Origin of the sequence: Variovorax sp. SRS16 (genome assembly GCF_901827165.1) — a bacterium.
In the GTDB taxonomy this organism is placed as follows: Bacteria; Pseudomonadota; Gammaproteobacteria; order Burkholderiales; family Burkholderiaceae_C; genus Variovorax.
The window spans coordinates 3275266-3301803 of sequence record NZ_LR594666.1 but is presented as its reverse complement, the minus strand read 5'-3'; the positions used below and the strand labels follow the sequence as shown (position 1 = coordinate 3301803).

At 67.6% G+C, this 26538-nt stretch carries 32 protein-coding genes; 16 read left to right on the top strand and 16 right to left on the bottom strand.

The features are described 5' to 3' along the window. The first annotated feature begins 65 nt into the window (after window positions 1-65). Window positions 66-422 carry a hypothetical protein gene (locus tag E5P2_RS15950; RefSeq protein ID WP_162568108.1) on the top strand — a complete coding sequence of 119 codons (357 nt, stop codon included), beginning with the start codon at window positions 66-68 and terminating at the stop codon, window positions 420-422. A 43-nt stretch (window positions 423-465) separates the two neighbouring features. Here the strand turns inward: E5P2_RS15950 and E5P2_RS15945 are convergent, their stop codons facing one another. Beyond that, window positions 466-1965, bottom strand: coding sequence for an N-acetylmuramoyl-L-alanine amidase (locus E5P2_RS15945; protein WP_162568107.1), 1500 nt, complete (start codon window positions 1963-1965; stop codon window positions 466-468). Further along, window positions 1962-2459 (bottom strand): tRNA (adenosine(37)-N6)-threonylcarbamoyltransferase complex ATPase subunit type 1 TsaE, encoded by a 498-nt coding sequence (gene tsaE / locus E5P2_RS15940; protein WP_162568106.1) that lies wholly within the window; start codon window positions 2457-2459, stop codon window positions 1962-1964. Before tsaE ends, E5P2_RS15945 begins: the two co-directional genes overlap by 4 nt. Between tsaE and queG the strand changes: the two genes are divergently transcribed. Then, complete coding sequence (gene queG, locus E5P2_RS15935) at window positions 2445-3509, top strand: tRNA epoxyqueuosine(34) reductase QueG (protein ID WP_162568105.1); 1065 nt, start codon at window positions 2445-2447, stop codon at window positions 3507-3509. The two genes, tsaE and queG, sit on opposite strands and share 15 nt — an antisense overlap. On the opposite strand, the gene E5P2_RS15930 is transcribed toward queG, so the two are convergent. Together E5P2_RS15930 and E5P2_RS15925 are read right to left on the bottom strand one after the other, a co-directional pair. Beyond that, window positions 3496-3921, bottom strand: coding sequence for a hypothetical protein (locus tag E5P2_RS15930; protein WP_162568104.1), 426 nt, complete (start codon window positions 3919-3921; stop codon window positions 3496-3498). The genes queG and E5P2_RS15930 overlap by 14 nt on opposite strands. Before the next feature lie 32 nt (window positions 3922-3953). Beyond that, window positions 3954-4859: an AEC family transporter gene (locus E5P2_RS15925; RefSeq protein WP_162568103.1), complete on the bottom strand. Its 906-nt coding sequence runs from the start codon at window positions 4857-4859 to the stop codon at window positions 3954-3956. Window positions 4860-4962: 103 nt separating this feature from the next. On the opposite strand from E5P2_RS15925, the gene E5P2_RS15920 reads away from it, so the two are divergent. The 4 genes from E5P2_RS15920 to E5P2_RS15905 all read left to right on the top strand — a co-directional run bounded on the left by E5P2_RS15920 (window position 4963) and on the right by E5P2_RS15905 (window position 8457). After that, window positions 4963-5937: a tripartite tricarboxylate transporter substrate binding protein BugE gene (locus E5P2_RS15920; RefSeq protein WP_162568102.1), complete on the top strand. Its 975-nt coding sequence runs from the start codon at window positions 4963-4965 to the stop codon at window positions 5935-5937. A 67-nt stretch (window positions 5938-6004) separates the two neighbouring features. Further along, the gene (gene xerD, locus E5P2_RS15915; protein ID WP_162568101.1) at window positions 6005-6919 is read left to right on the top strand and encodes a site-specific tyrosine recombinase XerD; all 915 of its coding nucleotides are present in this window, start codon (window positions 6005-6007) and stop codon (window positions 6917-6919) included. 64 nt (window positions 6920-6983) lie between these two features. After that, the gene (locus E5P2_RS15910) at window positions 6984-7964 is read left to right on the top strand and encodes a Bug family tripartite tricarboxylate transporter substrate binding protein (protein ID WP_162568100.1); all 981 of its coding nucleotides are present in this window, start codon (window positions 6984-6986) and stop codon (window positions 7962-7964) included. A 10-nt stretch (window positions 7965-7974) separates the two neighbouring features. Then, a complete protein-coding gene (locus E5P2_RS15905) occupies window positions 7975-8457 on the top strand; it encodes a MaoC family dehydratase (protein WP_162568099.1) in 483 nt (160 codons plus the stop codon). A gap of 6 nt (window positions 8458-8463) precedes the next feature. Here E5P2_RS15905 and E5P2_RS15900 read toward each other — a convergent pair whose 3' ends face one another. Then, window positions 8464-9267: a ferritin-like domain-containing protein gene (locus E5P2_RS15900; protein WP_162568098.1), complete on the bottom strand. Its 804-nt coding sequence runs from the start codon at window positions 9265-9267 to the stop codon at window positions 8464-8466. A 36-nt stretch (window positions 9268-9303) separates the two neighbouring features. Here E5P2_RS15900 and E5P2_RS15895 point away from each other — a divergent pair, with 36 nt between their 5' ends. Together E5P2_RS15895 and hslO are read left to right on the top strand one after the other, a co-directional pair. Beyond that, complete coding sequence (locus E5P2_RS15895; protein WP_162568097.1) at window positions 9304-9828, top strand: gamma carbonic anhydrase family protein; 525 nt, start codon at window positions 9304-9306, stop codon at window positions 9826-9828. A 124-nt stretch (window positions 9829-9952) separates the two neighbouring features. Further along, on the top strand, window positions 9953-10951 hold the full coding sequence (gene hslO, locus E5P2_RS15890) for an Hsp33 family molecular chaperone HslO (RefSeq protein ID WP_162568096.1): 999 nt from the start codon (window positions 9953-9955) through the stop codon (window positions 10949-10951). Here the strand turns inward: hslO and E5P2_RS15885 are convergent. From E5P2_RS15885 to E5P2_RS15855, 7 genes are read right to left on the bottom strand one after another with little or no spacing between them, the layout of a single operon-like run. Further along, the gene (locus tag E5P2_RS15885; protein ID WP_162568095.1) at window positions 10945-11907 is read right to left on the bottom strand and encodes a hypothetical protein; all 963 of its coding nucleotides are present in this window, start codon (window positions 11905-11907) and stop codon (window positions 10945-10947) included. The two genes, hslO and E5P2_RS15885, sit on opposite strands and share 7 nt — an antisense overlap. Before the next feature lie 16 nt (window positions 11908-11923). Next, entirely contained in the window at window positions 11924-12445 is a 522-nt protein-coding gene (locus E5P2_RS15880) for an ATP-binding protein (RefSeq protein ID WP_162568094.1), read from the bottom strand. A 23-nt stretch (window positions 12446-12468) separates the two neighbouring features. After that, window positions 12469-12744, bottom strand: coding sequence for a cell division protein FtsB (gene ftsB, locus E5P2_RS15875; protein WP_162568093.1), 276 nt, complete (start codon window positions 12742-12744; stop codon window positions 12469-12471). A 21-nt stretch (window positions 12745-12765) separates the two neighbouring features. After that, window positions 12766-14049: a phosphopyruvate hydratase gene (gene eno, locus E5P2_RS15870; protein ID WP_162568092.1), complete on the bottom strand. Its 1284-nt coding sequence runs from the start codon at window positions 14047-14049 to the stop codon at window positions 12766-12768. A 25-nt stretch (window positions 14050-14074) separates the two neighbouring features. Further along, entirely contained in the window at window positions 14075-14365 is a 291-nt protein-coding gene (locus tag E5P2_RS15865) for a DUF1330 domain-containing protein (protein WP_162568091.1), read from the bottom strand. Beyond that, a complete protein-coding gene (gene kdsA / locus E5P2_RS15860) occupies window positions 14362-15219 on the bottom strand; it encodes a 3-deoxy-8-phosphooctulonate synthase (protein WP_162568090.1) in 858 nt (285 codons plus the stop codon). Before kdsA ends, E5P2_RS15865 begins: the two co-directional genes overlap by 4 nt. Further along, window positions 15216-16886, bottom strand: coding sequence for a CTP synthase (locus E5P2_RS15855; protein WP_162568089.1), 1671 nt, complete (start codon window positions 16884-16886; stop codon window positions 15216-15218). Before E5P2_RS15855 ends, kdsA begins: the two co-directional genes overlap by 4 nt. An 80-nt stretch (window positions 16887-16966) precedes the next feature. Between E5P2_RS15855 and coaBC the strand changes: the two genes are divergently transcribed. The 3 genes from coaBC (at window position 16967) to dut (ending at window position 19194) form a co-directional block, all read left to right on the top strand. Next, entirely contained in the window at window positions 16967-18193 is a 1227-nt protein-coding gene (gene coaBC / locus E5P2_RS15850) for a bifunctional phosphopantothenoylcysteine decarboxylase/phosphopantothenate--cysteine ligase CoaBC (protein WP_162568088.1), read from the top strand. Then, window positions 18190-18648 (top strand): hypothetical protein, encoded by a 459-nt coding sequence (locus E5P2_RS15845; RefSeq protein WP_162568087.1) that lies wholly within the window; start codon window positions 18190-18192, stop codon window positions 18646-18648. The genes coaBC and E5P2_RS15845 overlap by 4 nt, the downstream gene beginning before the upstream one ends. A gap of 66 nt (window positions 18649-18714) precedes the next feature. Further along, window positions 18715-19194, top strand: coding sequence for a dUTP diphosphatase (gene dut / locus E5P2_RS15840; protein WP_162568086.1), 480 nt, complete (start codon window positions 18715-18717; stop codon window positions 19192-19194). On the opposite strand, the gene E5P2_RS15835 is transcribed toward dut, so the two are convergent. Then, on the bottom strand, window positions 19136-20077 hold the full coding sequence (locus E5P2_RS15835) for a LysR family transcriptional regulator (protein WP_162568085.1): 942 nt from the start codon (window positions 20075-20077) through the stop codon (window positions 19136-19138). The genes dut and E5P2_RS15835 overlap by 59 nt on opposite strands. Before the next feature lie 70 nt (window positions 20078-20147). On the opposite strand from E5P2_RS15835, the gene E5P2_RS15830 reads away from it, so the two are divergent. After that, window positions 20148-21155 carry a bile acid:sodium symporter family protein gene (locus E5P2_RS15830; protein ID WP_162568084.1) on the top strand — a complete coding sequence of 336 codons (1008 nt, stop codon included), beginning with the start codon at window positions 20148-20150 and terminating at the stop codon, window positions 21153-21155. Window positions 21156-21351: 196 nt separating this feature from the next. Next, on the top strand, window positions 21352-21843 hold the full coding sequence (locus E5P2_RS15825; RefSeq protein ID WP_162568083.1) for a glycine zipper 2TM domain-containing protein: 492 nt from the start codon (window positions 21352-21354) through the stop codon (window positions 21841-21843). A gap of 147 nt (window positions 21844-21990) precedes the next feature. Here E5P2_RS15825 and E5P2_RS15820 read toward each other — a convergent pair whose 3' ends face one another. Next, entirely contained in the window at window positions 21991-22515 is a 525-nt protein-coding gene (locus E5P2_RS15820) for an FKBP-type peptidyl-prolyl cis-trans isomerase (protein ID WP_162568082.1), read from the bottom strand. 16 nt (window positions 22516-22531) lie between these two features. Between E5P2_RS15820 and E5P2_RS15815 the strand changes: the two genes are divergently transcribed. The 3 genes from E5P2_RS15815 to E5P2_RS15805 all read left to right on the top strand — a co-directional run bounded on the left by E5P2_RS15815 (window position 22532) and on the right by E5P2_RS15805 (window position 24533). Beyond that, entirely contained in the window at window positions 22532-23668 is a 1137-nt protein-coding gene (locus E5P2_RS15815; protein WP_162568081.1) for a cupin domain-containing protein, read from the top strand. Next, the gene (locus tag E5P2_RS15810) at window positions 23658-24167 is read left to right on the top strand and encodes a hypothetical protein (protein WP_162568080.1); all 510 of its coding nucleotides are present in this window, start codon (window positions 23658-23660) and stop codon (window positions 24165-24167) included. Before E5P2_RS15815 ends, E5P2_RS15810 begins: the two co-directional genes overlap by 11 nt. A gap of 93 nt (window positions 24168-24260) precedes the next feature. Then, a complete protein-coding gene (locus tag E5P2_RS15805; RefSeq protein WP_162568079.1) occupies window positions 24261-24533 on the top strand; it encodes a hypothetical protein in 273 nt (90 codons plus the stop codon). Window positions 24534-24594: 61 nt separating this feature from the next. On the opposite strand, the gene E5P2_RS15800 is transcribed toward E5P2_RS15805, so the two are convergent. After that, window positions 24595-25371 carry an MBL fold metallo-hydrolase gene (locus E5P2_RS15800; RefSeq protein WP_162568078.1) on the bottom strand — a complete coding sequence of 259 codons (777 nt, stop codon included), beginning with the start codon at window positions 25369-25371 and terminating at the stop codon, window positions 24595-24597. Window positions 25372-25385: 14 nt separating this feature from the next. Further along, window positions 25386-26468, bottom strand: coding sequence for an outer membrane protein assembly factor BamC (gene bamC, locus E5P2_RS15795; protein ID WP_162568077.1), 1083 nt, complete (start codon window positions 26466-26468; stop codon window positions 25386-25388). Between the last annotated feature and the right edge of the window lie 70 nt (window positions 26469-26538).

The window sequence follows — 26538 nt, the reverse complement described above, 5'->3', positions numbered from 1 at the left end:
GAATGGCGAACTTCGCTGGGGAACCCGAAGTCCAACAGACCCCTTCCCAACTGCTGGAGTTCTGCATGAAGAAACTACTGGCCTTGGTCTTCTTGATCGCCGCAGCGGCCGGCGGCCCTACCGCCAGCTTTGCCTTCAACGGAGCGCAGGGAGGCGCTCACGGCGGAGGCTTCCAGGGACACGCCGGAGGCTTCCATGGAGGCCCCGGATTCCACCCATTCCATGGATTCGCCGGCTTTCCCGCGCGGCATCCATTTTTCGTCCGGCACAGTGCCGTGTTCGTCGGCGTGCCTTTTCCCGTCGCCGTGAATGCGGTGGGTTTCGTGGGCGAGGTGCCCCTCTATCTGTACTGCCAGAACCCGATGGGATTTTTCCCCGAGATCCAGTTCTGCCCGACGGGTTGGCTGCAGGTTTCGCCGTAATGTGATCGCGGGCGGTGTCCCACCCTTTGCGCCGCGGCCCGCGCTACAGCTGGCGGCTGCGCGCCATCGGCGGGTTCTGCGCGAAGTAGCGCAGGATGCCTCGCATCAACGCATCCGCCAGTTCTTCCTGGTAGGCCGCGGTGCGCAGCTTGGCTTCTTCGCCGGGGTTGCTGATGAAGGCCGTCTCGACCAGCACGCTCGGGATGTCGGGCGCCTTCAGGACTGCGAAGCCCGCCTGCTCGACCTCGCCCTTGTGCAGGCGCGCGCCGATGTTGCGGATCTCGCCGATCATGGCGCCGCCGAGCTTGAGGCTGTCGTTGATCTGGGCCGTGGTGCTCATGTCGAGCAGCGCCTGCTGCACCTGCACCTCGTGCGCGCCGACGTTGATGCCGCCGACCTTGTCGGCCTGGTTTTCCTTGTTGGCCAGCCAGCGCGCGGCGCTGCTCGAAGCGCCGCTGCGGCTCAGTGCGAACACGCTCGCGCCGCTGGCGGCCGGCGTGGTGAAGGCATCCGCATGAATGCTGATGAACAGGTCGGCCTGCACGCGGCGCGCCTTCTGCACGCGCATACCGAGCGGCACGAAGAAGTCGGAATCGCGGGTGAGGAAGGCGCGCATCGGGTTGCCGTTGACGCTGCTGGCGTTGATGCGCTCGCGCAGCCGGTGCGCGATCTGCAGCACCACGTCCTTCTCGTGCGTGCCGGCCGAGCCGGTGGCGCCGGGATCCTCGCCGCCATGGCCGGGGTCGATCGCGACGATGATGATGCGGTCGGTGCGGCTCGGTGTCGCGCCGTTGCCGCGCGCGCTGGCAGCCGGCGGCACCGGCGTCAGGGGCAGCGAGCCCACGACGGGCGGCAGCGAGGGCGGGGCGGTGAGCGCCGGCCCGGCGTTGCGGTTGCCCAGTGTGGCAGCGGGTGGCGGCGTCGTGCGCATCGACTGCTGCGCCATCAGCTCGCCCAGCGGATCCACCGCGTCGGGTGCGGCGCGCAAGGGCGCCTGCGTTTCGCCCGGCCCTGCGCCGTTGCGCGGTGCGATGCCGGCCACCGTGCCTTCGCGCTCCTGCGGCCTGGGCGCGTCGCGCAGGCGTTCGCCGATCAGCGCCTCGAGCGGATCGATGGCCTGCTCCGGATACAGGTCCAGCACCAGCCGGTCGCGGTAGGCGGCCACCGGCGCGAGCGAGAACACCTGCGGTGCCACCGACTGCTTGAGGTCGAACACGATGCGCACCACATTCGGCGCGAACTGTCCGACGCGCAGGCCGTTGATGTAGGGATCGCCGGGCTTGATCTTGCCGACCAGCTCGCGCAGCGCGGGGTTGAGGTCGATGCCTTCGATGTCGACCGCCAGCCGCGGCGGGCTGCCGACCACGCGCTGCGTCGACTTGAGCCGGCCGTCGGATTCGATGGTGACGCGGGTGTAGTCGGCCGCCGGCCAGACGCGCACCGCGATGATGGTGGCGCCGTGCGCGATCTCGTGCAGCCCGAGCAGCAGGGCGATGCTGCCGCCCTGCAGCAGCGTGCGTCGTTTCAGGCCACGGGCCTTCATGCAGCGTCGGCGAGCAACCGGCTGCCGCGCGCTGTGTGCGCCTGCAGGGTCACGGTGCGGGTGTCGTCTGTCATTGCTTCTATTTTAATAGCAAGGTCCGCGAGCGGAAGGTGTCCGGCGACGTTCTGCGGCCACTCGGCGAGCTTGAGGCCCGGGCCGGCGAAGATGTCGCGAAAGCCCGCGTCTTCCCATTCGCGCGGATCGCTGAAGCGATAGAAGTCGAAATGGTAGATGGCGAGGCCGTCCGGCGCCTCGTGCGGTTCCACCACCGCGTAGGTCGGGCTCTTGACGCGCCCGCCGATGCCGAGCGCGCGCAGCAGGTGGCGAACGAAGGTGGTCTTGCCGGCGCCGAGCTCGCCTTCCAGCGAGACGAAGGCATCGCGCAGCGCACTCGAACGCGCGAGCGCTCGTGCGAGTGTGTCGGTGTCTTCTTCGGTGCGCCAGCGTCGGGTGACGCCTTGCGTTTCTACAATCGGCGGGTGATCGGCAGCCATCAACTCGTGATCCGGATTCAGGCCTTGGCCCGGGAGCTCGGATTCTCCCAAATCGGCGTTGCCGGCGTCGATCTGTCGAGCGCGGAGGACGGCCTCATGCAGTGGCTGGCCCAGGGCTTCCATGGCGACATGCACTACATGGCCGCGCATGGCGCGCGCCGCGCGCGGCCGGCCGAACTGGTGCCCGGCACCGTGTCGGTCATCACGGCGCGCATGGACTACCTGCCGCGCACCACGCCCGACGATTGGCAGGCGATCGAATTCGAGCGGCTCGCGCGGCCGGGCGAGGGCATCGTGTCGCTCTATGCGCGCGGCCGCGACTACCACAAGGTGCTGCGGTCGCGGTTGTCGAAGCTGGCCGATCGCATCGCCGCGGAGGTGGGGCCCTTCGGCCACCGCGCCTTCACCGATTCGGCGCCGGTGCTCGAGGCCGAGCTCGCATCGCGCAGCGGCCAGGGCTGGCGCGGCAAGCACACGCTGGTGCTGGACCGCGATGCGGGTTCGATGTTCTTCCTCGGCGAGATCTACGTCGACATGGCGCTGCCGCCGAGCGAGCCGGTCTCGCCGCATTGCGGCAGCTGCAGCGCCTGCATCGACATCTGCCCCACGCAGGCGATCATCGCGCCGATGCGGCTCGATGCGCGACGCTGCATCTCGTACCTCACCATCGAGCACGCCGGCGCGATCCCGCTCGAACTGCGGCGGTTGATCGGAAACCGCATCTACGGCTGCGATGATTGCCAGCTCATCTGCCCATGGAACAAGTTCGCGAAGAAAAGCGCGCTGCCGGACTTCGATGCGCGCGAGGGCCTCACCGGCCGGCAATTGGGCGAGCTGTTCGCATGGCGCGAGGACGATTTCCTGCGCTACACCGAAGGCAGCCCGATCCGCCGCATCGGCCACGAGCGCTGGCTGCGCAACGTGGCGGTCGCATTGGGCAATGCATTGCGCGCGGGGGACGAGGGCGCACGTGCGGCGCTGGCCGCGCGCACGGAAGACCCGAGCGCGCTGGTGCGCGAGCACGTCGAATGGGCGCTCAGTGGTGAATGATCGCCGACAGCTGCGCCGTGCCCGCATCGAGCGAGTGCATCGAGCTCAGCCGCAGCGAACCGTACTTGAGGATCGGGTTGTTGATCAGCCGGCCGCTGAAGTGGCCGTTGAAGCGCGTGTCGCTGCAGCCGCTGAGCGTGAGGTCGAGCGAGGCATTCGCGGGCGAGACGAAGTCGGTGCTGGAGCCGGCCATCGTGCAGGCGGCCTCGGGCACGCTGCCGCGCACCGTGCCGTCGGGATCGATCTGGATCGCGCCGGGATGCACCGCGGGCGCGCCTTGCACACCGATGTCGGGCTGCACGACGGAAAACAGGAAAGGGCCTTTCCAGGCTCCCTGGTAGCGCGTGTAGTCCTGCGCCTGGGCGGTCGCCCCGAACAACGCTGCGACGACGAGGGCCGGTAGGTAGCGCATCGACTCGATGGTAGCGGCTCGACGAGGGTCGTCTAGCGTGAAAGCGCCAGGGCGAAGGGCAGGCTGGCCACGCCGAGTGCCGTCGACAGCGTCACCAGCCCCGCCACGAACGGCCCGTTGTAGCCCATGCGCGCTGCCAGCACGTAGGCGCTGGAAGCGGTCGGCACGGCCGAAAAGACCATCAGCACCGCCGATTGCGCGGGGCCCAGCGCCAGCGCGCGCGAGAGGCCCCAGCCGATCAGCGGCAACGCGAGATGCCGGATGGCGAGCACCGACACCGCCAGCACCTTGCCGCGCGCCAGCGTCGCGAACTGCATGCCGGCGCCGGCGGCCATCAGGCCGAGCGCGAGCGATGCGGCGCCGATGCGCGTGAGCGTCGGTTCGAGCCAGAACGGCACGCGCAGGCCCAGCAGATTGGCGATCAGCCCGCTCACCGTGGCGATGATCAGCGGATTGCGCACCAGCTGGCGCAGCAATCCGCTGCGCGCATGCCGCACCATGGGCCAGACCGCGGCGACGTTGAACAGCGGCACGCAGACGCCGATCAGCACCGCGATCGACAGCAGACCGTCGGCTCCGGCCAGCCGCTCTGACAGTGCCAGGCAGATGAAGGAGTTAAAGCGAAAGGCGACCTGCGCGCTGGAGGCGTGGTCGCGGCGGTCGATGTAGGCGCCGAGCAGCGGAACGAACGGCAGCGCGTAGGCGAGCGCGATGCCCGAGAGCCCGACCCCCAGGCCCGCGCCCAGCAGGTGCGAGGCGGCGCCGAAGTCGAACGGGCTGCGAACGATCGACTGGAACAGCAGCACCGGAAAAAGAAAATAGTAGACCAGGCTCTCGACCTGGTCCCATACCCGGCGGTCGAGCGCGGTGTAGCGGCACAGCAGCCAGCCGCAGGCGATCAGCGAAAAATCGGGAAAGAGCAACTGCGCATAGTTCACCGGTCGAGGATAGCTGCGGCACCGACCGTGGGTTATCCACGAGGTTGGATGGAGGGCAGAGCCGGTAGCATCCGAGGCTTTTGTTCGTTCAAGGAGCCTCTCGATGCGACGTCGCCAATGGAATGCTTTCGCCTGTATGACCGCACTGGCCGCCGTCGCGGGACCGAGTTGGGCGCAAGGCTATCCCACCAAGCCGATCGAGCTGCAGGTGCCCTTCGCCCCCGGCGGCACCACCGACATCGTGGCGCGCGTGATCTCGGAGCCGCTCGCCAAGGTGCTGGGCCAGAGCGTGATCGTCGTCAACCGCGCCGGCGGCGGCGGCATCGTGGGTGCGGCCGAGACCGCGCGCGCCGCGCCTGACGGCTACAAGCTCGGCATCGCCACGGTGTCGAGCACGGCGGCCAATCCGGCCATCAATCCGAAGACGCCGTACAACCCGATCACCGACTTCACGCCGATCACCAACATCGCGGCCACGCCCAACATCATCGCGGTCAATCCGCACTTTCCGGCCAAGAACTATGCCGAGTTCGTTGCCGAGCTCAAGAAGAACCCGGGCAAGTATTCGTACGCATCGTCGGGCACCGGCGGCATCGGCCATCTTCTGATGGAGCTCTACAAGAGCCTCACCAACACCTACGTGCTGCACATTCCCTACCGCGGCGCCGGCCCGGCGCTGAACGACGTCGTCGGCGGCCAGGTGCCGATCATGTTCGACAACATTCCGTCGACCCTGCCCTTCATCAAGAGCGGCCAGCTGATACCGATCGTGGTGGCGGCGCCGCAGCGCCTGGCCGCGCTGCCCAACGTGCCGACCTTCAAGGAAGTCGGCCTGGAGCCGGTCAACCGCATGGCCTACTACGGCATCCTCGGCCCCAAGGGCCTGCCGAAGGAAGTGGTGGACAAGATCTACGCCGGCGTCAAGAAATCGGTCGAGGATCCCGCGGTGCGCAAGCGCATCGAGGACACCGGCTCGCTCGTGGTGGCCAACACGCCGGAGGAATTCGCCGCGCAGATCAAGGCCGAGTTCGCGATCTACAAGCAGGTGGTCGTCAAGCAGAAGCTCACGATCGACTGAGGCGCGCCGCGTCCGATGCAGGCCGCCCCGTCGACGGGCGGCTTTTCTTTTTGTTATCTTGCAGCGCATGACCGCGGACACCGCCACGCCCGACACCGCCCCCGAGATCGACGATTTCATCGATGCGCTCTGGCTCGAGGACGGCCTGTCGAAGAACACGCTGGCCGCCTACCGGCGCGACCTGGCCCTGTTCGCGCGCTGGATGCAGGCCGAGCGCGGCCGCGCGCTGAACGCTGCGCTGGAGAGCGACCTGCAGGCCTACATGGGCCAGCGGCTGTCGGACAAGGGCAAGGCGACCTCGGCCAACCGGCGGCTTACGGTCTTCAAGCGCTATTTCCGCTGGGCCTTGCGCGAGCACCGGATCGCGGCCGATCCCAGCCTGCGTCTCGCGCCGGCGCGGCAGATGCCGCGCGCCATCAAGACGCTGTCGGAGCAGCACGTCGACGACCTGCTGGCCGCGCCCGATGTCGACACGCCGCTGGGCCTGCGCGATCGCGCGATGCTCGAGCTGATGTATGCAAGTGGCCTGCGCGTGAGCGAACTGGTGGCGCTCAAGGTCTTCGAGATGAGCCTGAACGACGGCGTGCTGCGCGTGCTCGGCAAGGGCAGCAAGGAGCGCCTCGTGCCCTTCGGCGGCGAGGCGCGCCGCTGGATCGAGCGCTACATGCACGACGCGCGGCCGGCCATCCTCGGTGGCCAGCAGACCGCCGACCTGTTCGTCACCGCGCGCGGCGCGGGCATGACGCGCGTGATGTTCTGGGTCATCGTCAAGAAGCAGGCGCGGGCCGCGGGCATCGAGGTGCCACTGTCGCCGCACACGCTGCGCCATGCCTTCGCCACGCACCTGCTCAACCATGGCGCCGACCTGCGCGCGGTGCAATTGCTGCTCGGGCATGCCGACATCTCGACCACCACGATCTACACCCATGTCGCGCGCGAGCGGCTCAAGCAGATGCATGCCAAGCATCACCCGCGTGGCTGAGGTCATCGTCATTGCGGGAGAATCGAATGAACCAGCGTTCCAGCCTGTCCGTGGAGAACTCTCGATGCCCTTGAATTCCTGCCGTCGCGCGCTCGCGGCGGCGCTCGGTCTCGCACTGTGCAGCCTGCTGCCCGCGGCGCAGGCGCAGGTCATCCCGAAGACCATTCATCTCATCGTCGGCTATCCGGCCGGCGGCGTCGCCGACGTGGTGGCGCGCGCGCTGGCCGACAAGCTCGGCGCGCAGCTCGGTACCGCGGTGGTGGTCGAGAACCGGGGGGGTGCGAGCGGCACCATCGGCATGGACGCCGTCGCCAAGGCGCCGCCGGACGGCGGCACGCTCGGCTTCTCCGCGGTCAGCCCGCTGGTGCTGAACCCGCACCTCGCGAAGTCGCCCTTCGATCCGCTGAAGGACATCGCACCGGTCGCCAGCGTCATGTATTCGCCCGTGCTGCTGCTGGCGACATCCGCCACCGGCACGCGCGACTTCGCTTCGCTGCTCGAGGACGCGCGGGCGCGGCCCGGCGCGGTGCGCTGGGCCACCTCGGGCCAGGCTTCGCTCGGCCACATCGTGCTCGAACAACTGCGTGCGGCGGCGAACGTGAACATCACGCATGTGCCCTACAAGGGCGGCGCGCAGCAGATGAACGACGCGCTCGGCGGCCAGTTCGAGATCCTGTCGATCAACGCCGGCCCGAGCCTCACGCCGCAGATCAAGGCCGGCAGGCTGCGGCCGCTCGCCGTCGGCGCACCGAAGCGGCTCGACAACCTGCCGAAGGTGCCGACGCTGGCCGAGCTGGGCTTTCCCGCGGCCAACCTGACCTCGCTGTTCGGCGTGTTCGCGCCGGCCGCGATGCCGTCGATCCTGATCGAGAAGTACAACGCCGAGATCAACAGGGCGCTGGACTCGCCCGATCTGCGTGCCAAGCTGATGGCGGCGGACAACGTGCCGACCGGCGGCAGCGCGGAGGCCTTCGCCGACGAGATCGCGGCGGAGTACGAAAGCAACGCCCGCATCGTGCGGACGGCAGGCATCAAGGCAGATTGAGGAGACCCGCATGGACGAGACCCCCGGCGCCGGCGCGGCGAAGCAGCAGCAGCTCTACCTCGAGGACCTGTCGCCCGGCGATCGCTTCACGAGCGGCGAACATGCGCTCGATGCCAAGCAGATCATCGAGTTCGCGACGCGCTTCGATCCGCAGCCCTTCCACCTCGATGCCGAGGCCGCCCAGCGCACCATCTTCCAGGGCCTTGCGGCGAGCGGCTGGCATACCGCGGCGATCACGATGCGGCTGCTGGTCACCAGCGGCCTGCCGCTGGCCGACGGCATCATCGGCTCGGGCGGCGAGCTCCATTGGCCCAAGCCGACGCGGCCGGGCGACGTGCTGCATGTCGAGTCCGAGGTGATCGAGGTCGTGCCCTCGCGCTCGCGGCCCGAGCGCGGCATGGTGACGATGCGCTGCGAGACGCTGAACCAGCACGGCGAGGTGGTGCAGCGCTTCACGCCGAAGATGGTGGTGTCGCGCCGGCCGGCTGCCTGAGCGCGCTCAGCTGTCGGCCAGCGCGCGCAGTTCTTCGTCGGTGAAGCCGGCGCGTGCTCGCGCCTCGAGGTTGAAGGGCGCCCGCAGCCGCGGTGCCTCGTGCCGGCGGTACAGCACGCGGTAGTGCGTGATCGGATCGTGCCCTTCGCGTTCGCACAGCCATCGATACCAGCGATTGCCGATCGCCACATGCCCGACCTCGTCGCGCAGGATGATGTCGAGGATGGCGCAGGCGGCCAGCGCATCCGGCGTGTCGACGCGCCGCAGGCGGGCCTGGATCAGCGGCGTGGCGTCGAGCCCGCGGGCCTCGAGCGTGCGCGGCACCAGCGCCATGCGCGCCAGCACGTCGTCCTTCGTTTTTTCGCACATGGCCCAGAGGCCATCATGGCCGGTGAAGTCGCCGTAGCGCCAGCCCATCGTTTGCAGATGCGCGTGCAGCAGGGTGAAGTGCTGCGCCTCTTCGTCGGCCACGCGCAGCCAGTCGCGGTAGTAGGCCTCGGGCATGCCGTCGAAGCGCCAGGCGGCATCGAGCGCGAGATTGATCGCATTGAACTCGATGTGGCAGATCGAATGGATCAGCGCCGCGCGGCCCTCGGTCGTGAAGGGCGAACGCTTTTCCACCGCCGTGGCGGCCACGCGCAGCGGGCGTTCGGGGCGTCCGGGCACGCCGGCTTCGTCGCCGGGCGCGCGCACGGTGTCGAGGGGCACAGGCTGCTCGCCCATGCCGGCGGCCACGGCGCGCGTCGCCAGCACCTTGCGGTCGGGATCGGTGAGGCGCAATGCGGCCAGGGCGCCGAGACGGGGATGCATCCCTACAATTCTAGGTTTTGATCCCGGGGGCACCGAATGGCTCTGTATGAACTCGACGGCGTGGCGCCGCAACTCGGCGACGGCGCCTGGGTCGCCGACAGCGCGCAGGTCATTGGCAACGTGGTGCTGGCAGACAACGCCAACATCTGGTTCGGCGCCGTGCTGCGCGGCGACAACGAGCCGATACGCATCGGACGCAACAGCAACATCCAGGACCTCTCGGTGCTGCACACCGACCACGGCTGCCCGCTGACGATCGGCGACAACGTGACCGTCGGCCACCAGGTCATGCTGCACGGCTGCACGGTGGGCGACAACTCGCTGATCGGCATCCAGGCGGTGGTCTTGAATAACGCGAAGATCGGCCGCAACTCGATCGTTGGCGCCGGCAGTGTGGTGACCGAGGGCAAGGAGTTTCCGGACAACTCGCTCATCATCGGCGCGCCCGCCAAGGTGGTGCGCACGCTCGACGATGCGGCCGCCACGAAGCTGCGGCAGAGTGCCGAGCACTATGTGGAAAACGCCCATCGCTTTGCGAAGGGCCTCAAGAAGATCGCATGACATGAAGTTCACCGACTCCTCCCTCATCCATGAGGAGACCAGGGCACCCGTGGAACCGGCGCTGCCGGGCCGCGGGGCGCGCCCCCTTGAGGGGGAGCGCCGCAGGCGCATGGGGGTGTAAGGCATGTCCGAGTTGCACAAGTTCCTGTTCGACGGCCTGCCGGTGCGCGGCATGATCGTGCGCCTGACCGATTCCTGGACAGAGATCCTCGCGCGGCGCGCGTCCAACACCGCCACCGGCGCCTATCCGCCGCCGGTGGCCGAACTGCTCGGCGAGATGACGGCCGCGGCCACGTTGATGCAGGCGAACATCAAATTCAACGGCGCACTGAATCTGCAGATCTTCGGCGACGGGCCGGTGAAGATCGCGGTGGCCGAAGTGCGGCACGACCTGAGCCTGCGCGCCACGGCCAAGGTGATGGGCATGGTCGCGGCCGATGCGCACTTGCCGGACATGGTCAACGTGGGCAACAAGGGCCGCTGTGCGATCACGCTCGATCCCAAGGACAAGCTGCCGGGCCAGCAGGCCTACCAAGGCGTGGTGCCGCTCTTCGGTGACCAGGGCGAGAAGCTCGAACGTCTGAGTGATGTGCTGCAGCACTACATGCTGCAGAGCGAACAGCTCGACACCACGCTGGTGCTGGCCGCCGACGACAAGGTGGCCGCGGGCCTCCTGATCCAGCGCCTGCCGGTGAAGGGCGAGGCCAATCTCGAAGGCAGGTCGCCGAGCGATCGCGACCAGGCCAACGAGGACCAGATCGGCCGCAACGAGGACTACAACCGGATCTCGATCCTGGCCTCGAGCCTGACGCGCGGCGAGCTTCTCACGCTCGATGTCGACACCATCCTGCGGCGCCTTTTCTGGGAAGAAAAGTTGCTGCGCTTCGAGCCGCAGACCGGGCACGGCGGTCCGCATTTCGCCTGCACTTGCGCGCGCGAGCGGGTTGCAGGAATGATCCGCGGGCTCGGGCAGCCCGAGGCCCGGAGCATCCTGGCGGAGCGCGGCGACGTCGAAGTCGGCTGCGATTTCTGCGGCAGGCAATACCGCTTCGATGCGGTGGATGTGGCCCAGCTCTTTCTCGCGCAGGGCGATCAGCTGCCCGCCAACCCCACGATTCAATAGCCGTCGAAGCGGCTGAAGCGGATGTCCGGCGCGCTCGTGTTGTGGCGCGACACGATGCTGCGGCCGAAGCGCACCTGAACCGTCCGCAGCGTCGATACCTCGGGCAGCGGCGTGGCCTTCAGCGCGGACCGCGGGGTGGCTTGCCACCGCACTTCGCTCATGTCGGCATTGTCGGCGGCGACATACATCGAACGCAGCACCGCGAAGCGCTGATCGCCGTGCGTCGGTTGCGTCAACGTGACGTCGAGCGCGGTGCGCGCCTGGCTGATCTCGGTCACCTTCGCGATGGCGCTGCCGCCCTGCGCGAAGGCGAGGCGGATCCGCAGCGGCTTGCTGTCGATCGCGATCGATGCGATGTTCACCACCGGCCGTCCATCCTGCTCGACCGGGCCCAGCACGAAGGACGAGCCGTAGACCCCGTCGCCGAAGCGCGGCGCGGGCAGCGGCTTGAGCCGCCAATAGCCGTCGGCCGGATAGAGCACCAGCGCCTCGAGCGGTTTGCGGCCGGGCTTCTTCGCAAAGATCTGGAGCAGGTGGAAGCCCGTGACCGTGCGCCCATCCAGCGTGACCGGCACCTGGTTCGGCCGCCAGAAACTCGGCAGCACCATGCCGACGATCAGCCACCGTTTGCCGTCGTGCAGCACTTCGCGCCGCGGCGTGAAGGTGTAGCGCGGATCGGTCGGGTGCGTGCCGCCGTCGAAATTGCAGCCGGAGAAATCCGGCGCCGTGCGGTCCTTGGCGATCGATGCGAGGTAGACGGGCGGCAGCGCCTCGACCCGGAAGCGGCGGATGCCGTCGCCGTGCAGGTCCATCGAGACGTTGTCTTCCTCCGCGCAGGTGGTCGGCCGGGTCTGGTTCTCGACCGTGGCCTGGAGCGGCGCGGCCCAAACCATCGTGGACGCGAAGGCCGCCAGCAAGAGGCAGAAGAGGGCGGCGCGGTGTCTGAGGAAAAGCATGAGGCGGATCATGGCATCAGCGCTTCTGGCCGATGAGTTCGCTGAACAGGCGATGCTCGCAGGCGGGGTCCGAGCATTTCTCGCAGGGCCAGAACCAGCCGCGCGCCTCGTTGCCGTTCGAACGGCCCGCGGTGCCGGCCTCGGCCGCCGAAAGTATCGCGTTCCAGGCGCTGGCGAGCCGTTCGGTCCCGCGGCCATGGATCACCGCGTAGGGGGTCTGCGCGTCGGCGAGAGCGGTCCGGATGCGCGCATCCCACCCTGCCTGTTCCTGCGGGCTCACACCGGCGGCTCGCGGAAGGTCGAGCGCCATCAGCAGCGTGATGACGTGCCCGCGCTGCGCGGCCAGTGCCGGTACGTAGAGCAATGCGTCGGCGTGCGCGAGATCGTTGCAGACGGTGGTCGTGAGTCCGCTCGCGTCGGTGTCCACCACGCCGCGTTGCGCGAGGCGTTGCGCGAGCGCGTTCGCGAGCCAGGTTTTGCCGGTGCCGGGCGCACCGAGCACCGCGATCACACAGCCGGCCGGCAGCACGGGCGTCATGGCGCCAGACGGGTACTGCCCATTCAGTGCGTGATCTGCACGAACACTTCGTTGGGCTTGACCATGCCGAGCTCCTGGCGCGCCCGCTCCTCGACCATCTCGAGGCCTTCCTTGAGGTCGTTGACCTCGGAAGCCAGGCGCTCGTTGTTCTGCGCAGCCTTGGTGTTGGCCTCTTTCAGCTCGGCCATCTTCTGCTCCATCTGCGCCACGTCGCGCACGCTGCCGCGCCCGGTCCACAGCTGCCACTGGAGGATCAGCAGCAGCAGGACCAGGATGATCGGGACGATGCGCGAGCGCATGGCGCGGCGAGCCCAGGATCGCTAGCGGAGGTTATAAAACGCGGCGCGGCCCGGGTAGCTCGCGACGTCGCCGAGGTCTTCCTCGATGCGCAGCAGCTGGTTGTACTTGGCGATGCGGTCCGAACGCGACAGCGAGCCGGTCTTGATCTGGCCGGCGTTGGTGCCGACCGCGATGTCGGCGATGGTGCTGTCCTCGGTCTCGCCCGAGCGGTGGCTGATCACGGCCGTGTAGCCGGCGCGCTTGGCCATCTCGATGGCGGCGAAGGTCTCGGTCAGCGTGCCGATCTGGTTGATCTTGATCAGGATCGAGTTGGCGATGCCCTTGTCGATGCCTTCCTGCAGGATCCTGGTGTTGGTCACGAACAGATCGTCGCCCACCAGCTGCACGCGCTTGCCCAGGCGCTCGGTGAGCTGCTTCCAGCCGTCCCAGTCGCCTTCGTGCATGCCGTCCTCGATGCTGATGATCGGGTACTTGTCGACCCAGGTCGAGAGCATGTCGATCCAGTTGCCGGCCGACAGCGTGAGGTTCTCGCCCGAGAGCACGTAGTTCCCATCCTTGTAGAACTCGCTGGCGGCGCAGTCCAGGCCGAGCGCGATCTGCTCGCCCGCGGTGTAGCCGGCCTTGTCGATGGCTTCGAGGATCAGCTGGATCGCGGCCTCGTGGTTCTCGACGCTGGGCGCGAAGCCGCCTTCGTCGCCGACCGCGGTGCTGATGCCGCGGTCGCCCAGGATCTTCTTGAGCGCATGGAACACTTCGGCGCCGTAGCGCACGGCCTCGCGAAAGCTCTTGGCGCCCACGGGGATGATCATGAACTCCTGCAGGTCGAGGCTGTTGTTGGCGTGCGCGCCGCCGTTGATGACGTTCATCATCGGCACCGGCAATTGCATGCCGCCCATGCCGCCGAAGTAGCGGTACAGCGGCAGACCCGATTCCTCGGCGGCCGCGCGGGCCACGGCCATCGAGACGGCCAGCGTCGCGTTGGCGCCCAGGCGGGCCTTGTTGTCGGTGCCGTCGAGGTCGTTCAGCGTGCGGTCGAGGAAGGCCTGCTCGCTCGCGTCGAGGCCGAGCACGGCTTCGGAGATCTCGGTGTTGATGTTCTCGACCGCCTTGAGCACGCCCTTGCCGCCGTAGCGGCTCTTGTCGCCGTCGCGCAGCTCGATGGCTTCGCGCGAACCGGTCGATGCGCCCGAGGGCACGGCCGCGCGGCCCATGGTGCCCGACTCGAGAAGCACGTCGCACTCGACGGTGGGATTGCCGCGGCTGTCGAGGATCTCGCGGCCGACGATGTCAACGATTGCACTCATCTTTTCTCTTTCGGATTGACGGGGATTACAGACCTTCGACCACGATCATTCGCATGATGGCCGCGCCCTGGCGCGATGCACGCGCCTTGGCATATTCGGGCGAGCCGTTGAATTTCTTCGCGGCCTCGACGCTGGGGAACTTGAGGATCACGATGCGCTGCGGATTCCAGTCGCCTTCGAGCACCTCGACCTTGCCGCCGCGCACGCAGACTTCGGCGCCATGGGCCTTCATGGCCTCGGAGGACAGCTTCTTGTACTCCTCGTATTGCGCGGGATCGGTGACGTCGACGTGGGCGATGATGTAGGCGCTGCTCATGGTTGAAACGCATCCTCGAGGAAGGTATTTTTCTTGGTGACGCTGTCGAGTGCCAGCAGCGTCTCGAGCAGCGCCTTCATGTGCTTGAGCGGCACGGCGTTGGGGCCGTCGCTCAGCGCCTTGGCCGGATCGGGATGGGTTTCCATGAAGACCCCCGCGACGCCGACGGCGATCGCCGCGCGCGCGAGCACCGGCACCATCTCGCGCTGGCCTCCGGACGTCGTGCCCTGGCCGCCGGGCAACTGCACCGAGTGGGTGGCGTCGAACACCACGGGGGCGCCGGTCTCGCGCATGATCGCGAGCGAACGCATGTCCGACACCAGGTTGTTGTAGCCGAAGCTGGCGCCGCGCTCGCAGGCCATGAAGCTGTCTTCGGGCAAGCCCTTTTCGCGGGCGGCCGCGCGCGCCTTGTCGATCACGTTCTTCATGTCGTGCGGCGCGAGGAACTGGCCCTTCTTGATGTTCACCGGCTTGCCCGACTGCGCCACCGCGCGGATGAAGTCGGTCTGCCGGCACAGGAAGGCGGGCGTCTGCAGCACGTCGACCACCTGGGCGGCGGCGGTGATGTCTTCGTCGGTGTGAACGTCGGTGAGCACCGGCAGGCCGAGATCGCGCTTGACCTTGGCGAGGATCTCCAGGCCCTTGTCGCGCCCCGGTCCGCGAAAGCTGGTGCCCGAGGAACGGTTGGCCTTGTCGAAGCTGCTCTTGAAGATGAAGGGAATGCCGAGCGAGGAAGTGATTTCCTTCAGCGTGCCGGCGGTGTCCATCTGCAATTGCTCGGACTCGACCACGCAGGGGCCGGCGATCAGGAAGAAGGGCCTGTTCAGCCCGATCTCGAACCCGCAAAGCTTCATGCCACGACCTTCAATGCCTTCTTGTCCGCGACCTGGTGTTCGAGCGCGGCCTTGATGAATGCGTTGAACAACGGATGGCCGCTCCACGGCGTGGACTTGAATTCGGGGTGGAACTGCACGCCCATGAACCAGGGATGGACCTCGCGCGGCAGCTCGACGATCTCGGTCAGGTGCTCGCGCTGCGTGAGGGCCGAGATCACCAGGCCCGCACGCCGCAGGTCGTCGAGGTAGTTGACGTTGGCTTCGTAGCGATGGCGATGGCGCTCGGTCACCACGTCGCCGTAGATGCTGTGGGCCAGCGTGCCCGGTGTCACGTCGGAGCTCTGCGCGCCCAGGCGCATGGTGCCGCCGAGGTCGGACTTCTCGTCGCGGGTCTTGACCGTGCCATCGTTGTCCTTCCACTCGGTGATCAGCGCGATCACGGGGCAGGGCGTTTCGGGGTCGAACTCGGTGCTGTTGGCGTTCTTGAGGCCGGCCACGTTGCGCGCGTACTCGATGGTCGCGACCTGCATGCCCAGGCAGATGCCCAGGTAGGGCACGCGGGTCTCGCGCGCGAAGCGGGCGGCGGCGATCTTGCCCTCGACGCCGCGCTGGCCGAAGCCGCCGGGCACCAGGATCGCGTCGTACTTGGCCAGGCGGGCCACGTCCTGCGGCGTGATGGTTTCGGAGTCGACATAGTCGACCTTCACGCGGGCGTGGTTCTTCAGGCCGGCGTGGCGCAGCGCCTCGTTGAGCGACTTGTAGCTGTCGGACAGGTCGACGTACTTGCCCACCATCGCGATGGCCACTTCCTTTTGCGGATGCTCGACCTCGTAGACCAGGTCATCCCAGCGCTGGAGCTTGGCCGGCGGCGTGTTGAGCCTGAGCTTGTCGCAGATCAGGCCGTCCAGGCCCTGCTCGTGCAGCATGCGCGGCACCTTGTAGATGGTGTCGACGTCCCACATCGAGATCACGCCCCATTCGGGTACGTTGGAGAAGAGCGAGATCTTGGCGCGCTCGTCGTCGGGAATCGGCCGGTCGGCGCGGCACAGCAGGGCGTCGGCCTGGATGCCGATGGCGCGCAGTTCCTTGGCCGTGTGCTGCGTGGGCTTGGTCTTGAGCTCGCCGGCCGCGGCGATCCACGGCACGTAGCTCAGATGCACGAAGGCCGAGTTGTTGGGGCCCATGCGCAGGCTCATCTGGCGCACGGCTTCGAGGAAGGGCAGGGACTCGATGTCGCCGACGGTGCCGCCGATCTCGACGATCGCGACATCGACCTCGTGCGCCGTGCCGAGGCCGGCGCCGCGCTTGATGTATTCCTGGATCTCGTTGGTGATGTGCGGGATCACCTGCACCGTCTTGCCGAGGTAGTCGCCGCGGCGCTCTTTCTCGAGCACGGTCTTGTAGATCTGGCCGGTGGTGAAGTTGTTGGCACGGCGCATGCGCGTCGTGATGAAGCGCTCGTAGTGGCCGAGATCGAGGTCGGTTTCGGCGCCGTCGTCGGTGACGAACACCTCGCCGTGCTGGAACGGCGACATCGTGCCGGGGTCGACGTTGATGTAGGGGTCCAGCTTGATGAGGGTGACTTGGAGGCCGCGCGATTCGAGGATCGCGGCGAGCGAGGCGGAGGCGATCCCTTTGCCGAGGGAAGACACCACACCACCAGTGACGAAGACGAATTTGGTCATGCCAGTTCCGAACGTGCAGGTCCGGGCAGTGGGAAATTGCGATTATAGAGGTCGGGCCATACCCCTTTACACTGCCGGCCATGCAAGAGTTGGATGGCAAACATATCGTTCTGGGTCTCACGGGTGGCATCGCCTGCTACAAGTCGGCCGAGCTGTGCCGGCTGCTCGTGAAGGCCGGCGCCACGGTCCAGGTCGTGATGACCGAGGCGGCCACGCAGTTCATCACGCCGGTGACGATGCAGGCCCTGTCCGGGCGGCCCGTCTACGGCTCGCAGTGGGACGTGCGCGAGCCCAACAACATGCCGCACATCAACCTGAGCCGCGAGGCCGATGCGATCGTGCTGGCGCCGGCCAGCGCCGACTTCATCGCGCGCCTGGTGCAGGGCCGCTCCGACGAGCTGCTGAGCCTGCTGTGCCTGGCGCGCCCGGCCGAGCGCGTGCCGCTCCTGATCGCGCCGGCGATGAACCGCGAGATGTGGGTGCATCCGGCCACCCAGCGCAACCTGCGGCAGGTCGATGCCGACGGTGCGCGCGTGCTGGGCGTCGGCAACGGCTGGCAGGCCTGCGGCGAGACCGGCGACGGCCGGATGCTCGAACCCGCCCAGTTGTTCGAAGAGATCGTGGCCGAGTTCCAGCCCAAGGTGCTGGCCGGCGAGCACGTGGTCGTCACCGCCGGCCCGACCTTCGAGGCGCTCGATCCGATCCGCGGCATCACCAACCATTCGTCGGGCAAGATGGGCTTCGCGATCGCGCGCGCGGCCCGCGAGGCGGGTGCGGAGGTCACGCTGATCGCCGGGCCGGTGCATCTGCCGACGCCGCGCGGCGTGCAGCGTGTCGACGTGACCTCGGCGCGGCAGATGCTCGAAGCCACGCTCGGCGCCACGCAGCACGCGAGCGTCTTCGTCGCCACGGCCGCGGTGGCCGACTGGCGGCCGGCTTCGCACAGCGAACACAAGATCAAGAAGGATGGCAGCGGCCAGCCGCCGGTGCTGCACTTCGTCGAGAACGACGACATCCTGCTGACCGTGGCCCAGGGCGCGCGCGCCAAGGCCGGCGAACTGTTCTGCGTCGGCTTCGCGGCCGAAAGCGAGAACCTCGTCGAGCATGCGAAGGCCAAGCGCGCGCGCAAGGGCATTCCGCTCCTGGTCGGCAACATCGGTCCGCTGACTTTCGGACAGGACCACAACAGCCTGCTGCTGGTCGATGCCGACGGCGTGCGCGAGCTGCCGCGCGCGCCCAAGCTCATGCTGGCACGCGAGCTGGTGGCCGAGATCGCGGCACGGTTGCCGTCCGGACGGCAGCGATGAACCCGGACTGGAACACGCCGCCCGACGGCGATTTCGCGCGCTACGTCGAGCGCCTCTCGGCCCAGGCGGCGCTGCCGCAGCGTCCGCCGCAGGAAGGCGAGCATGGGCTCGATGTCGGCATGACGCCGTCCTCGGCGCCGCACGGCGCGACGGACAGCGCGGTCGCCGCAGCGCGGCGCAGCGCGCAATCGAACGGCGAAGTGCCGCGCGGCGAGAGCGGCGGCCAGGGCGCGCACAACCTCGCCAAGGCGCTGGCGATCGGCTGGGTCTTCGCCTTGCTCGCGCTGCTGACGCTCAAGGTGTCGTTCTCGATCGTCGTGCTGGTTCTCGTGGGCGGGCTCTGGCTGGCCCATCGGCTGCGGCGCTGGGCGCTGCCGCCCGGGATGGCGAACTGGCGCGAATGGCTGGCGGAAGAGGCGCGCAAGCAGCAGCAGAAGAAGACGTCCGGCAAGTGAGGTTTCGTGGCGGCGGATGCGGTGCGGAGACAATAGCGCCGAACCTCAACGAATCCGACGACTGACATGCAGCTGACCCCTTCGCGTCCCGACATAGAGTTCCTGATCCTCGACCCGAGGCTCGAGGAATGGGGCCTGCCCGAATACCAGTCGCCGATGGCCGCGGCCATCGACCTGCATGCGTGCGCCGATCAGAGCCTCTCGATCGCGCCCGGCAGCCCGGCGATCCTGATCTCGGCGGGCTTCGCGATGCACATCGCCGATCCTGGCATCGCGGCCCTGATCGCGCCGCGTTCGGGGATGGGTCACAAGCGTGGCCTCGTGCTCGGCAACTCCGTCGGCGTCATCGACGCGGACTACACCGGCACGGTGATGGTCAGCGTGTGGAACCGCAATCCGGCCGGCAGCGAGCCGATCCGCATCGAGCCCGGCGAGCGCATCGCGCAGATGATGTTCGTGCCCATCCTGCGCCCGCGCTTCACCGTCGTCACTTCGTTCTCGGCGTCGAGCGAACGGGGTGCGGGGGGCTTCGGCTCGACGGGCTGAGGGCGACGGTCTCTCGGACCAGCCGCCACACCCGCTGCGCCAGCGGGGAGGGCGCGCGGTTGCGCCGATGCACCAGCATGATCGCGCGCTGCATCCGCGGCACGAGCGGGCGCACGGCCAGCGCCTGCAGGCCGGCCGGTGGCACGGCCAGCGCAGGCATCACGCTGATCCCGATGCCGGCCTCGACCATGCGAAAGGCGGTGGTCGCATGGCCGACCTGCTGCCGCACTTCGCAGTGCGCGCCATGTCCGGCAAGCGCGTCGTCGATCAGGCGCCGGCTGCCGGAGGCGTGGTCGAGCAGCACCAGCGACTCGCCATCGAGCGCCGACCAGCGCACGCTGCTGCGTGTGGCGAGGCGATGGGAGGGATGCAGGATCAGGCAGAACGGGTCTTCGAGAATGGTTTCGCCGTACAGGTCATCGGCGGCGGGCGGCTCGACCACGACGCCGAAGTCGACCTCGCCGGCACGCACGCTGTCGAGCACGTCTTTCTGGATGCGGTCGAGCAGCACGAATTCGATCTCGGGGTGGCGCCGCGCGCACTCGGCGATGCAGCCCGGCATCAGATTGGCGGACAGTGTCGGGCTGCTGGCCACCCGCACCTTGCCGCGCCGCGCGCTCGCCATGTCGTGGGTGTCGGCCAAGGCCTGTTCGAGTTCGTCGAGCACCCGGTCGAGCCGCGCGGCGAGCGATTGGCCGGCTTCGGTCAATGCGACCTCGCGCGTGGTGCGGTCGAGCAGTTTCAGGCCGAGTTGCGCCTCGAGTTCGGAGATCGAGCGGCTGACCGCCGGCTGCGTGAGGCCCACCTGATCGCCCGCGCGGCTGAAGTTGCGGCCCGCGGCCACGGCCCGGAAGACGCGAAGCTGGCGCAAGGTCACGTTCATGCGCAAGAATCATATATCTATCAGATAAATCCATTTCACTTTTCAATCGGACCGCGGTCCAATCTGCGCCATGGCCCGTTCACGCTTTCTTCCCGACAACTTCACCATTGCCCTCGTTGCCGTCGTCGTTCTCGCCAGCCTGTGGCCGGCCGGCGGCGCGACAGGCCGGTTCTTCGAGCACCTCACGACCGTCGCGATCGGTCTGTTGTTCTTCCTGCATGGCGCCAAGCTGTCGCGCGAGGCCATCCTTGGCGGCATCACGCACTGGCGGCTGCACCTGCTGGTATTCATCAGCACCTTCGTGATGTTCCCGGTGCTGGGCCTGCTGCTGCGGCCGGTGCTCACGCCGCTCGTCACGCCCGAGCTCTATACCGGCGTGCTGTACCTGTGCGTGCTGCCGGCCACCGTGCAGTCGGCGATCGCCTTCACCTCGATGGCGCGCGGCAACATCCCGGCCGCCGTCTGCAGTGCTTCCGCGTCGACGCTGCTCGGCGTCTTCGTGACGCCCGTGCTGGTCAATCTGGTCGTCGTGCCGAATGGCGCGGCAGGCTCGTCGCTCGATGCGATCTGGCACATCCTGCTGCAGCTGATGGTTCCTTTCATCGCCGGCCATCTGCTGCGGCCATGGATCGGCGGCTTCGTGAAGCGGCGTGCCGCGATCCTGACCGTGGTCGATCGCGGCTCGATCCTGCTGGTGGTCTACACCGCATTCAGCGCGGCCGTGATCGAAGGCCTGTGGAAGCAGGTTCCGCTGTCTGCGCTGGCCGGGCTGCTGGTGGTGTGCGTGGTGCTGCTGGCGCTTGCACTCGGCTTCACGACTTTCGTCGCCCGGCGCCTGGGCTTCAGCAAGGCCGACGAGATCACCATCGTCTTCTGCGGCTCCAAGAAGAGCCTGGCGAGCGGCATTCCGATGGCGAAGGTGCTGTTCGCCTCGCAGGCGGTCGGCGCGATCGTGCTGCCGCTGATGCTGTTCCATCAGATCCAGCTGATGGCCTGCGCGGTGATCGCGCAGCGCTATGCGCGGCGCCCGGCCGTCGACGATGACGCGATGCGGGCGCACGCGCGCAAGATCGCCTGAAGCCCGCTGCAGGCGGTCTCCTTCACGTGCGCGCGCACGTAACCCACAGGTAAAGAGCGGAACCGGCCATGGCGCGGATCGTCGAAGGTTTCAACATGTTCCGGTCGTCATCCCGAAGGCGCCGGACGCGTTAAAGCCCATGTGCGGGGGTTTTCTTTCGAGACCCCGATCGCGCCCTTTTCGAGGAGTACCCATCATGAAGATCTCGTTTCGCCTTGTTGCCATCACCGCGTCGGTGCTTGCGCTCTCCACGCTGACAGCCTGCGTCGCGCCGGCACCGGTCTATCAGACCACGCGCTATCCCTACCAGCCCGCGTATCCCCAGGCCCAGGGCGCTTATGTCGAATATGGCCGCGTGGCCAACATCGAAGTGCTCCAGAGCCAGACCGCGGGCACCGGCACCTCCGGTGGCGGTGCGGTGGCAGGCGGCGTGATCGGCGGCGTGCTCGGCAACCAGATCGGACGCGGCAGCGGCCGTGCGGCGGCCACCGCACTCGGCGTCGTTGGCGGCGCGCTGCTCGGCAACAACATCGAGGCCAACCAGAACGGCCCGCGCACCTATCAGAGCTATCGCGTGTCGGTGCAGACCGACAACGGCGCCTACCGGGCCTTCGATGTTCCGACGCCGGGCGATCTGCGCATCGGCGATCGCGTGCGGATCGACAACGGCCAGATCTCGAGGCTCTAGGCTCGCCCCCAGGCTTGCCCACTTCGTGTGGCCGCCCACCCCCTGCCGGGGGCAACACCTGCGGCCCGGCTGAGCCGGTTCCGCGGTGTTTCACGAAAGGCGCCGCTTTTGAGCGGCGCCTTTTCTTTGCGCGTTGCTTAGTTCGGTTCAATGCAGCAGGTCGTTGCCCGGGGCTGTGGGCGGGACTTTGAAAAAGCCTGTGCCGGCGGTGCCTTTGCCGATCTCTTCCTCTGTCGCTTCGCGCACCGATCTCACCATGATGTCGAGGCGGATCGCGATGCCGGCGAGGGGATGGTTGCCGTCGAGCACCAGATGCTCGGGATAGATTTCGCTCACGGTGTAGATCACGTCCTTGGGCATGTCGGGGTTCACGCCCTGCGGCAGCGCGGCGCCGTCGAAGGTCATGCCTTCCTCGGTGCCTTCGGGGAACAGCATGCGCGGCTCGAGGAACAGCAACTGGTCGTTGAAGTCGCCGAAGGCCTGTTCGGGTTCGAGTTGGAGCTGGACCCTCGCACCCGGCTCATGGCCGAGCAGCGCGGCTTCGATCGCATCGAAGAGGTCGTCGCCGCCGACCAGGAATTCGACCGGATCGTCGAGCACGTCCAGGACTTCGCCCAGGGTGTCCTTCAAGGCCCAGGTCAGGCCGACCACGCATTGTTCTGAGATTTCCATGGGGGAGAATTCTCCCATGGAGATTCACCAACCCTTGTCTTTGCTCGGCGGCCTCAGTGCAAGCCTGTTCATGCGCCGTCACTGGCAGAAGAAGCCGTTGCTGGTGCGCCAGGCGATGCCTGCCATGGCGCCGCCGATCGAGCGCGCGGCGTTGTTCGCGCTGGCCGGGCAGGAGGGCGTCGAGTCGCGGCTGATTCGCCACGGCAAGAGCGGCTGGACGCTGCGTCACGGCCCCTTCGCACGCCGGGCCCTGCCTTCGCCGGGACAGCCGGGCTGGACGCTGCTGGTGCAAGGCGTCGATCTGCATCACCAACGCGCCTACGAACTGTTGCAACAGTTCCGTTTCGTGCCTGATGCGCGCCTGGACGATCTGATGATCAGCTATGCGAGCGACGAGGGCGGCGTCGGCCCGCACTTCGACAGTTACGACGTGTTTCTGCTGCAGGTCCAGGGGCGCCGCCGCTGGTCGATCGGCAGGCAGCGCGACCTTGGGCTGCAGCCGGACGTTCCGCTCAAGATCCTTGCGCAGTTCGAGCCCGAGCAGAGCTTCGTGCTCGAACCCGGCGACATGCTGTACCTGCCGCCGCGCTATGCGCACGATGGCGTCGCGGTCGGTGGCGATTGCATGACCTGTTCGATCGGATTGCGCTCGCCGGCCGCTGCGCCGCTCGGTGCGGATCTGCTCGCGCGCATCGCGGAGGCACAGGCCGACGCGCTGGAAGAGACCGTGCGGACTGCCGTCCACTACCGCGACCCCGCGCAACCTGCGCTCGATGCGCCCGCCGCGATGCCACCCGCGCTGCAGGCCTTTGCGCGTGACGCGGTGATGGCTGCCTTGCGGGAGGCTGACGCCATCGACCGCGCGCTGGGTGAATCGATGACGGAGCCCAAGGCCAGCGTCTGGTTCGAGCAGGGCGAACTCCCTTCCGAATTCAATGCCGTGGCGCTCGACCGCCGCACGCGCATGCTGTATGACGCGCGGCATCTCTACATCAACGGCGAAAGCTTTCGCGCCTCGGGGCGCGATGCGAAACTCATGCGTCGGCTGGCGGACGAGCGCGCCCTCGGCGCGCGCGATCTGAAGGGCGCCAGCGACGACGCGTTGGCCTTGTTGGGCGACTGGTGCGAAGCGGGGTGGCTGCATGCCGAATGAGAATGAAATTCCGAATATCGATCTGCCGGAAGGTCCGGTCGATGGCCGCCATGCATTCCACGCGCATGTGCACGCCGCGCTGGCCGCGGCTGCAAATCAGAACTGGCGCGAGATCGTGCTGAGCGATCCGGCCTTCGACGACTGGCCGCTCGGTGAGCGTGCCATCGTCGATGCGCTGCAGGCCTGGGCGTCGGCGGGTCGCCGCCTCGTTCTGCTGGCGCAGCGCTTCGATGTCTTCGATCGCGAACATGCGCGCTTTGTCCATTGGCGCCGCATGTGGAGCCACATCATCGAATGCCGTGCCTGCGAAGGGCCCGGCTTGCCGCAGGTGCCGAGCGCGATCTGGACGCCGTCCTGGTTCCTGAACCGCATCGACATCGAGCACGGCCGAGGCGTTTGCGGCCGCGAGCCCGAAGGCCGCCGGGCGCTTCGCGAGCGGCTCGACGAGTGCCTTCGCCATGCGAAACCGGGATTTCCGGCAACGACGCTCGGCTTGTAAGCCAATGCCGCGAATCGTCGGCCCAGACATAGTCCGGCGAGGGTGGAGGTCTAGAATTTTCCATTCCAGATCTTCACCCTAAGGAGCCCACTAATGAAGAAGTCCGTCCTGCTTGCCTCTTTGATCGTCGCTGCTGCATTGACCGCATGCGGCAAGAAGGAAGAGACCGCACCTGCCGTCAGCACGCCACCGCCCGCCGAGGTCACGCCACCCGCGGCACCGGCTGCGCCCATGGCACCTGCTGCATCCGATTCTTCCGCAATGCCGGCACCCACGGCTTCCGATTCGGCCATGGCGCCTTCGTCCAGTGCGTCTTCCGCGCTCGACGCAGCGAATGCGGCCACCGACGCAGCGAAGAAGCCCTGAGTCGCTTCATGCGCATCAGCGTCTCGACGCAGGCCGCCTTCGGGCGGCCTTTTTCATGGCCTCAAAGATCGAGCCAGGGTGATCCGTCCGCGGCGCTCGCGGCGAGCATCTCGTCCTCATGCGCACCCAGCGCATCGGCCAGCATGCGTCGAACGATGTCGGGACGGTTGTTCTGTTCGCTCAGATGCGCCGCCAGCACATGCCGCAGGCCGTCGTGATGCACCGCGTGTGCAATGGCCGCGGCGGCGGCATTCGACAAGTGGCCGTAGTTGCCGCCGACGCGCAGCTTGAGGAACGGCGGGTAGGCCGAAGCGGCCAGCATCTCGCTGTCGTGGTTGAACTCGAGCAGCAAGGCATCGAGTCGCGTCAACTGCGCAAGCACGTGCGGTGTCGCGTGGCCCAGGTCGGTCAGCACGCCGAGGCTGCGCGCGCCGTCGGTGCAGCGCAATTGCAGCGGTTCGCGCGCATCGTGCGGCACGGTGAACGGCTGCACCACGAGGTCGCCGACATGGATGTCGGCGCCGTCGCGCGCGAGCTTCAGCCGCCCCTCGAAGTCGCGCCCGCCGGTCGCCAGCCAGGTGCCTTCGCTCATCCAGACCGGGATGCGATCGCGGCGCGACAGCGCATGCGCGCAGCCGATGTGATCGCCGTGTTCATGCGTGACGAAGATCGCATCGATGTCGCCTGCCGCGAGTCCGGCACGCGCCAGCCGTGCATCGAGATGCCGCAGCGCGAAGCCGCAGTCGATCAGCAGTCTCGACGTGCGGCCATCGCTGACCGCTTCGACCACCGTGGCGTTGCCGGTGCTACCGCTCCCGAGACTGCGAAAACGCAGCATGGGACTTGTTGCCGCTACTTCAGGTCATCGGCGATGACTTGAACGATTCGTTGTGCATTGGCCGAAGACTCGGGCACACCCGCCCCGTTCAACACCGAGACCGTGCTCGCTTCGCCCTGGCTCTTGACCAGGATGCGGAACTTGAGCGGCGCTTCGTTCTTGGAAGAACTGCTGCTGAAGATCTTGCCGAAGAAGCTGGGCTCCTTCTTGTTCGGATCCGGCGTCACGTAGCGCACGAAGTAGATGCCGGCGCTGCGGTCGCGATCCTCCACCGTGAAGCCGGTGCGATCGAGTGCCAGGCCGACACGGCGCCATGCGCGCTCGAAGCCTTCGCTGATCTGCACCACCGGCTGGCCGCCGACGTTGGCGACGCGCGATGTCTGCGGCGTCGCGGCGGTCGCGGCCAGGATCTTCGATTGCTCCTGCGAGACGCCGAGCTTGACCATCAGGCGGCGCAGGAATTCGGCTTCGAGTTCGGGGTCGCTCGGCCGGGGCTGCCACACCGTCTGGTCCTGGCGCGACGTGCTGTAGACCTCCTGCATGCCGCGATGGCTGACGAAGATCTCGGTGCCGTTGGGCGTGCGTTCCATGCGGGTGCGGAAACGGTCGAGTTCGCCGGTCGAATAGATCGGGTCGACGATCTTGCCGAGCGTGCTGCGGATGATGTCCTGCGGCAGCTTGGCGCGGTTCTCGGCCCAGTCGGTTTCCATGATCCCGAGGTTGCGCTGGTCGGTGGTGAGCAGGAAGCCGTTCTCCTGCCAGAAGTCGCGCACCGGTTCCCAGAGCTGCTCGGGTGTGCGGCCGACGACGATCCAGCGCTCGGACCCCGAACGCTCCATGCGCACGTCGCCGACGGAACTGACCGCGGTCGGCACGCCCGGCGCATTGGCGATGCCGGCCTGGTACGAATTGGCGCTGACGGTGCCACCGGGCACGGCATAGCGGTTTTCGCGCGACAGCTGCGTGAGATCGGGCGGCACTTCGAGCGTGGGTGCCTTGCCGGCGCTCTTGTAGTCGATCTTGTCGCCTTCGAGGGCCGAGCAGGCAGCGAGGCTGGTGACCAGTGCCAGCAGTGCAAATCGCGAAATGGTGTTCAACGTCGTCTTCCTTGGAGGATGGTTCGATCTATCGATGGGCCGCAGCGCCCGTCTTTCAGAGCGCAGGCCG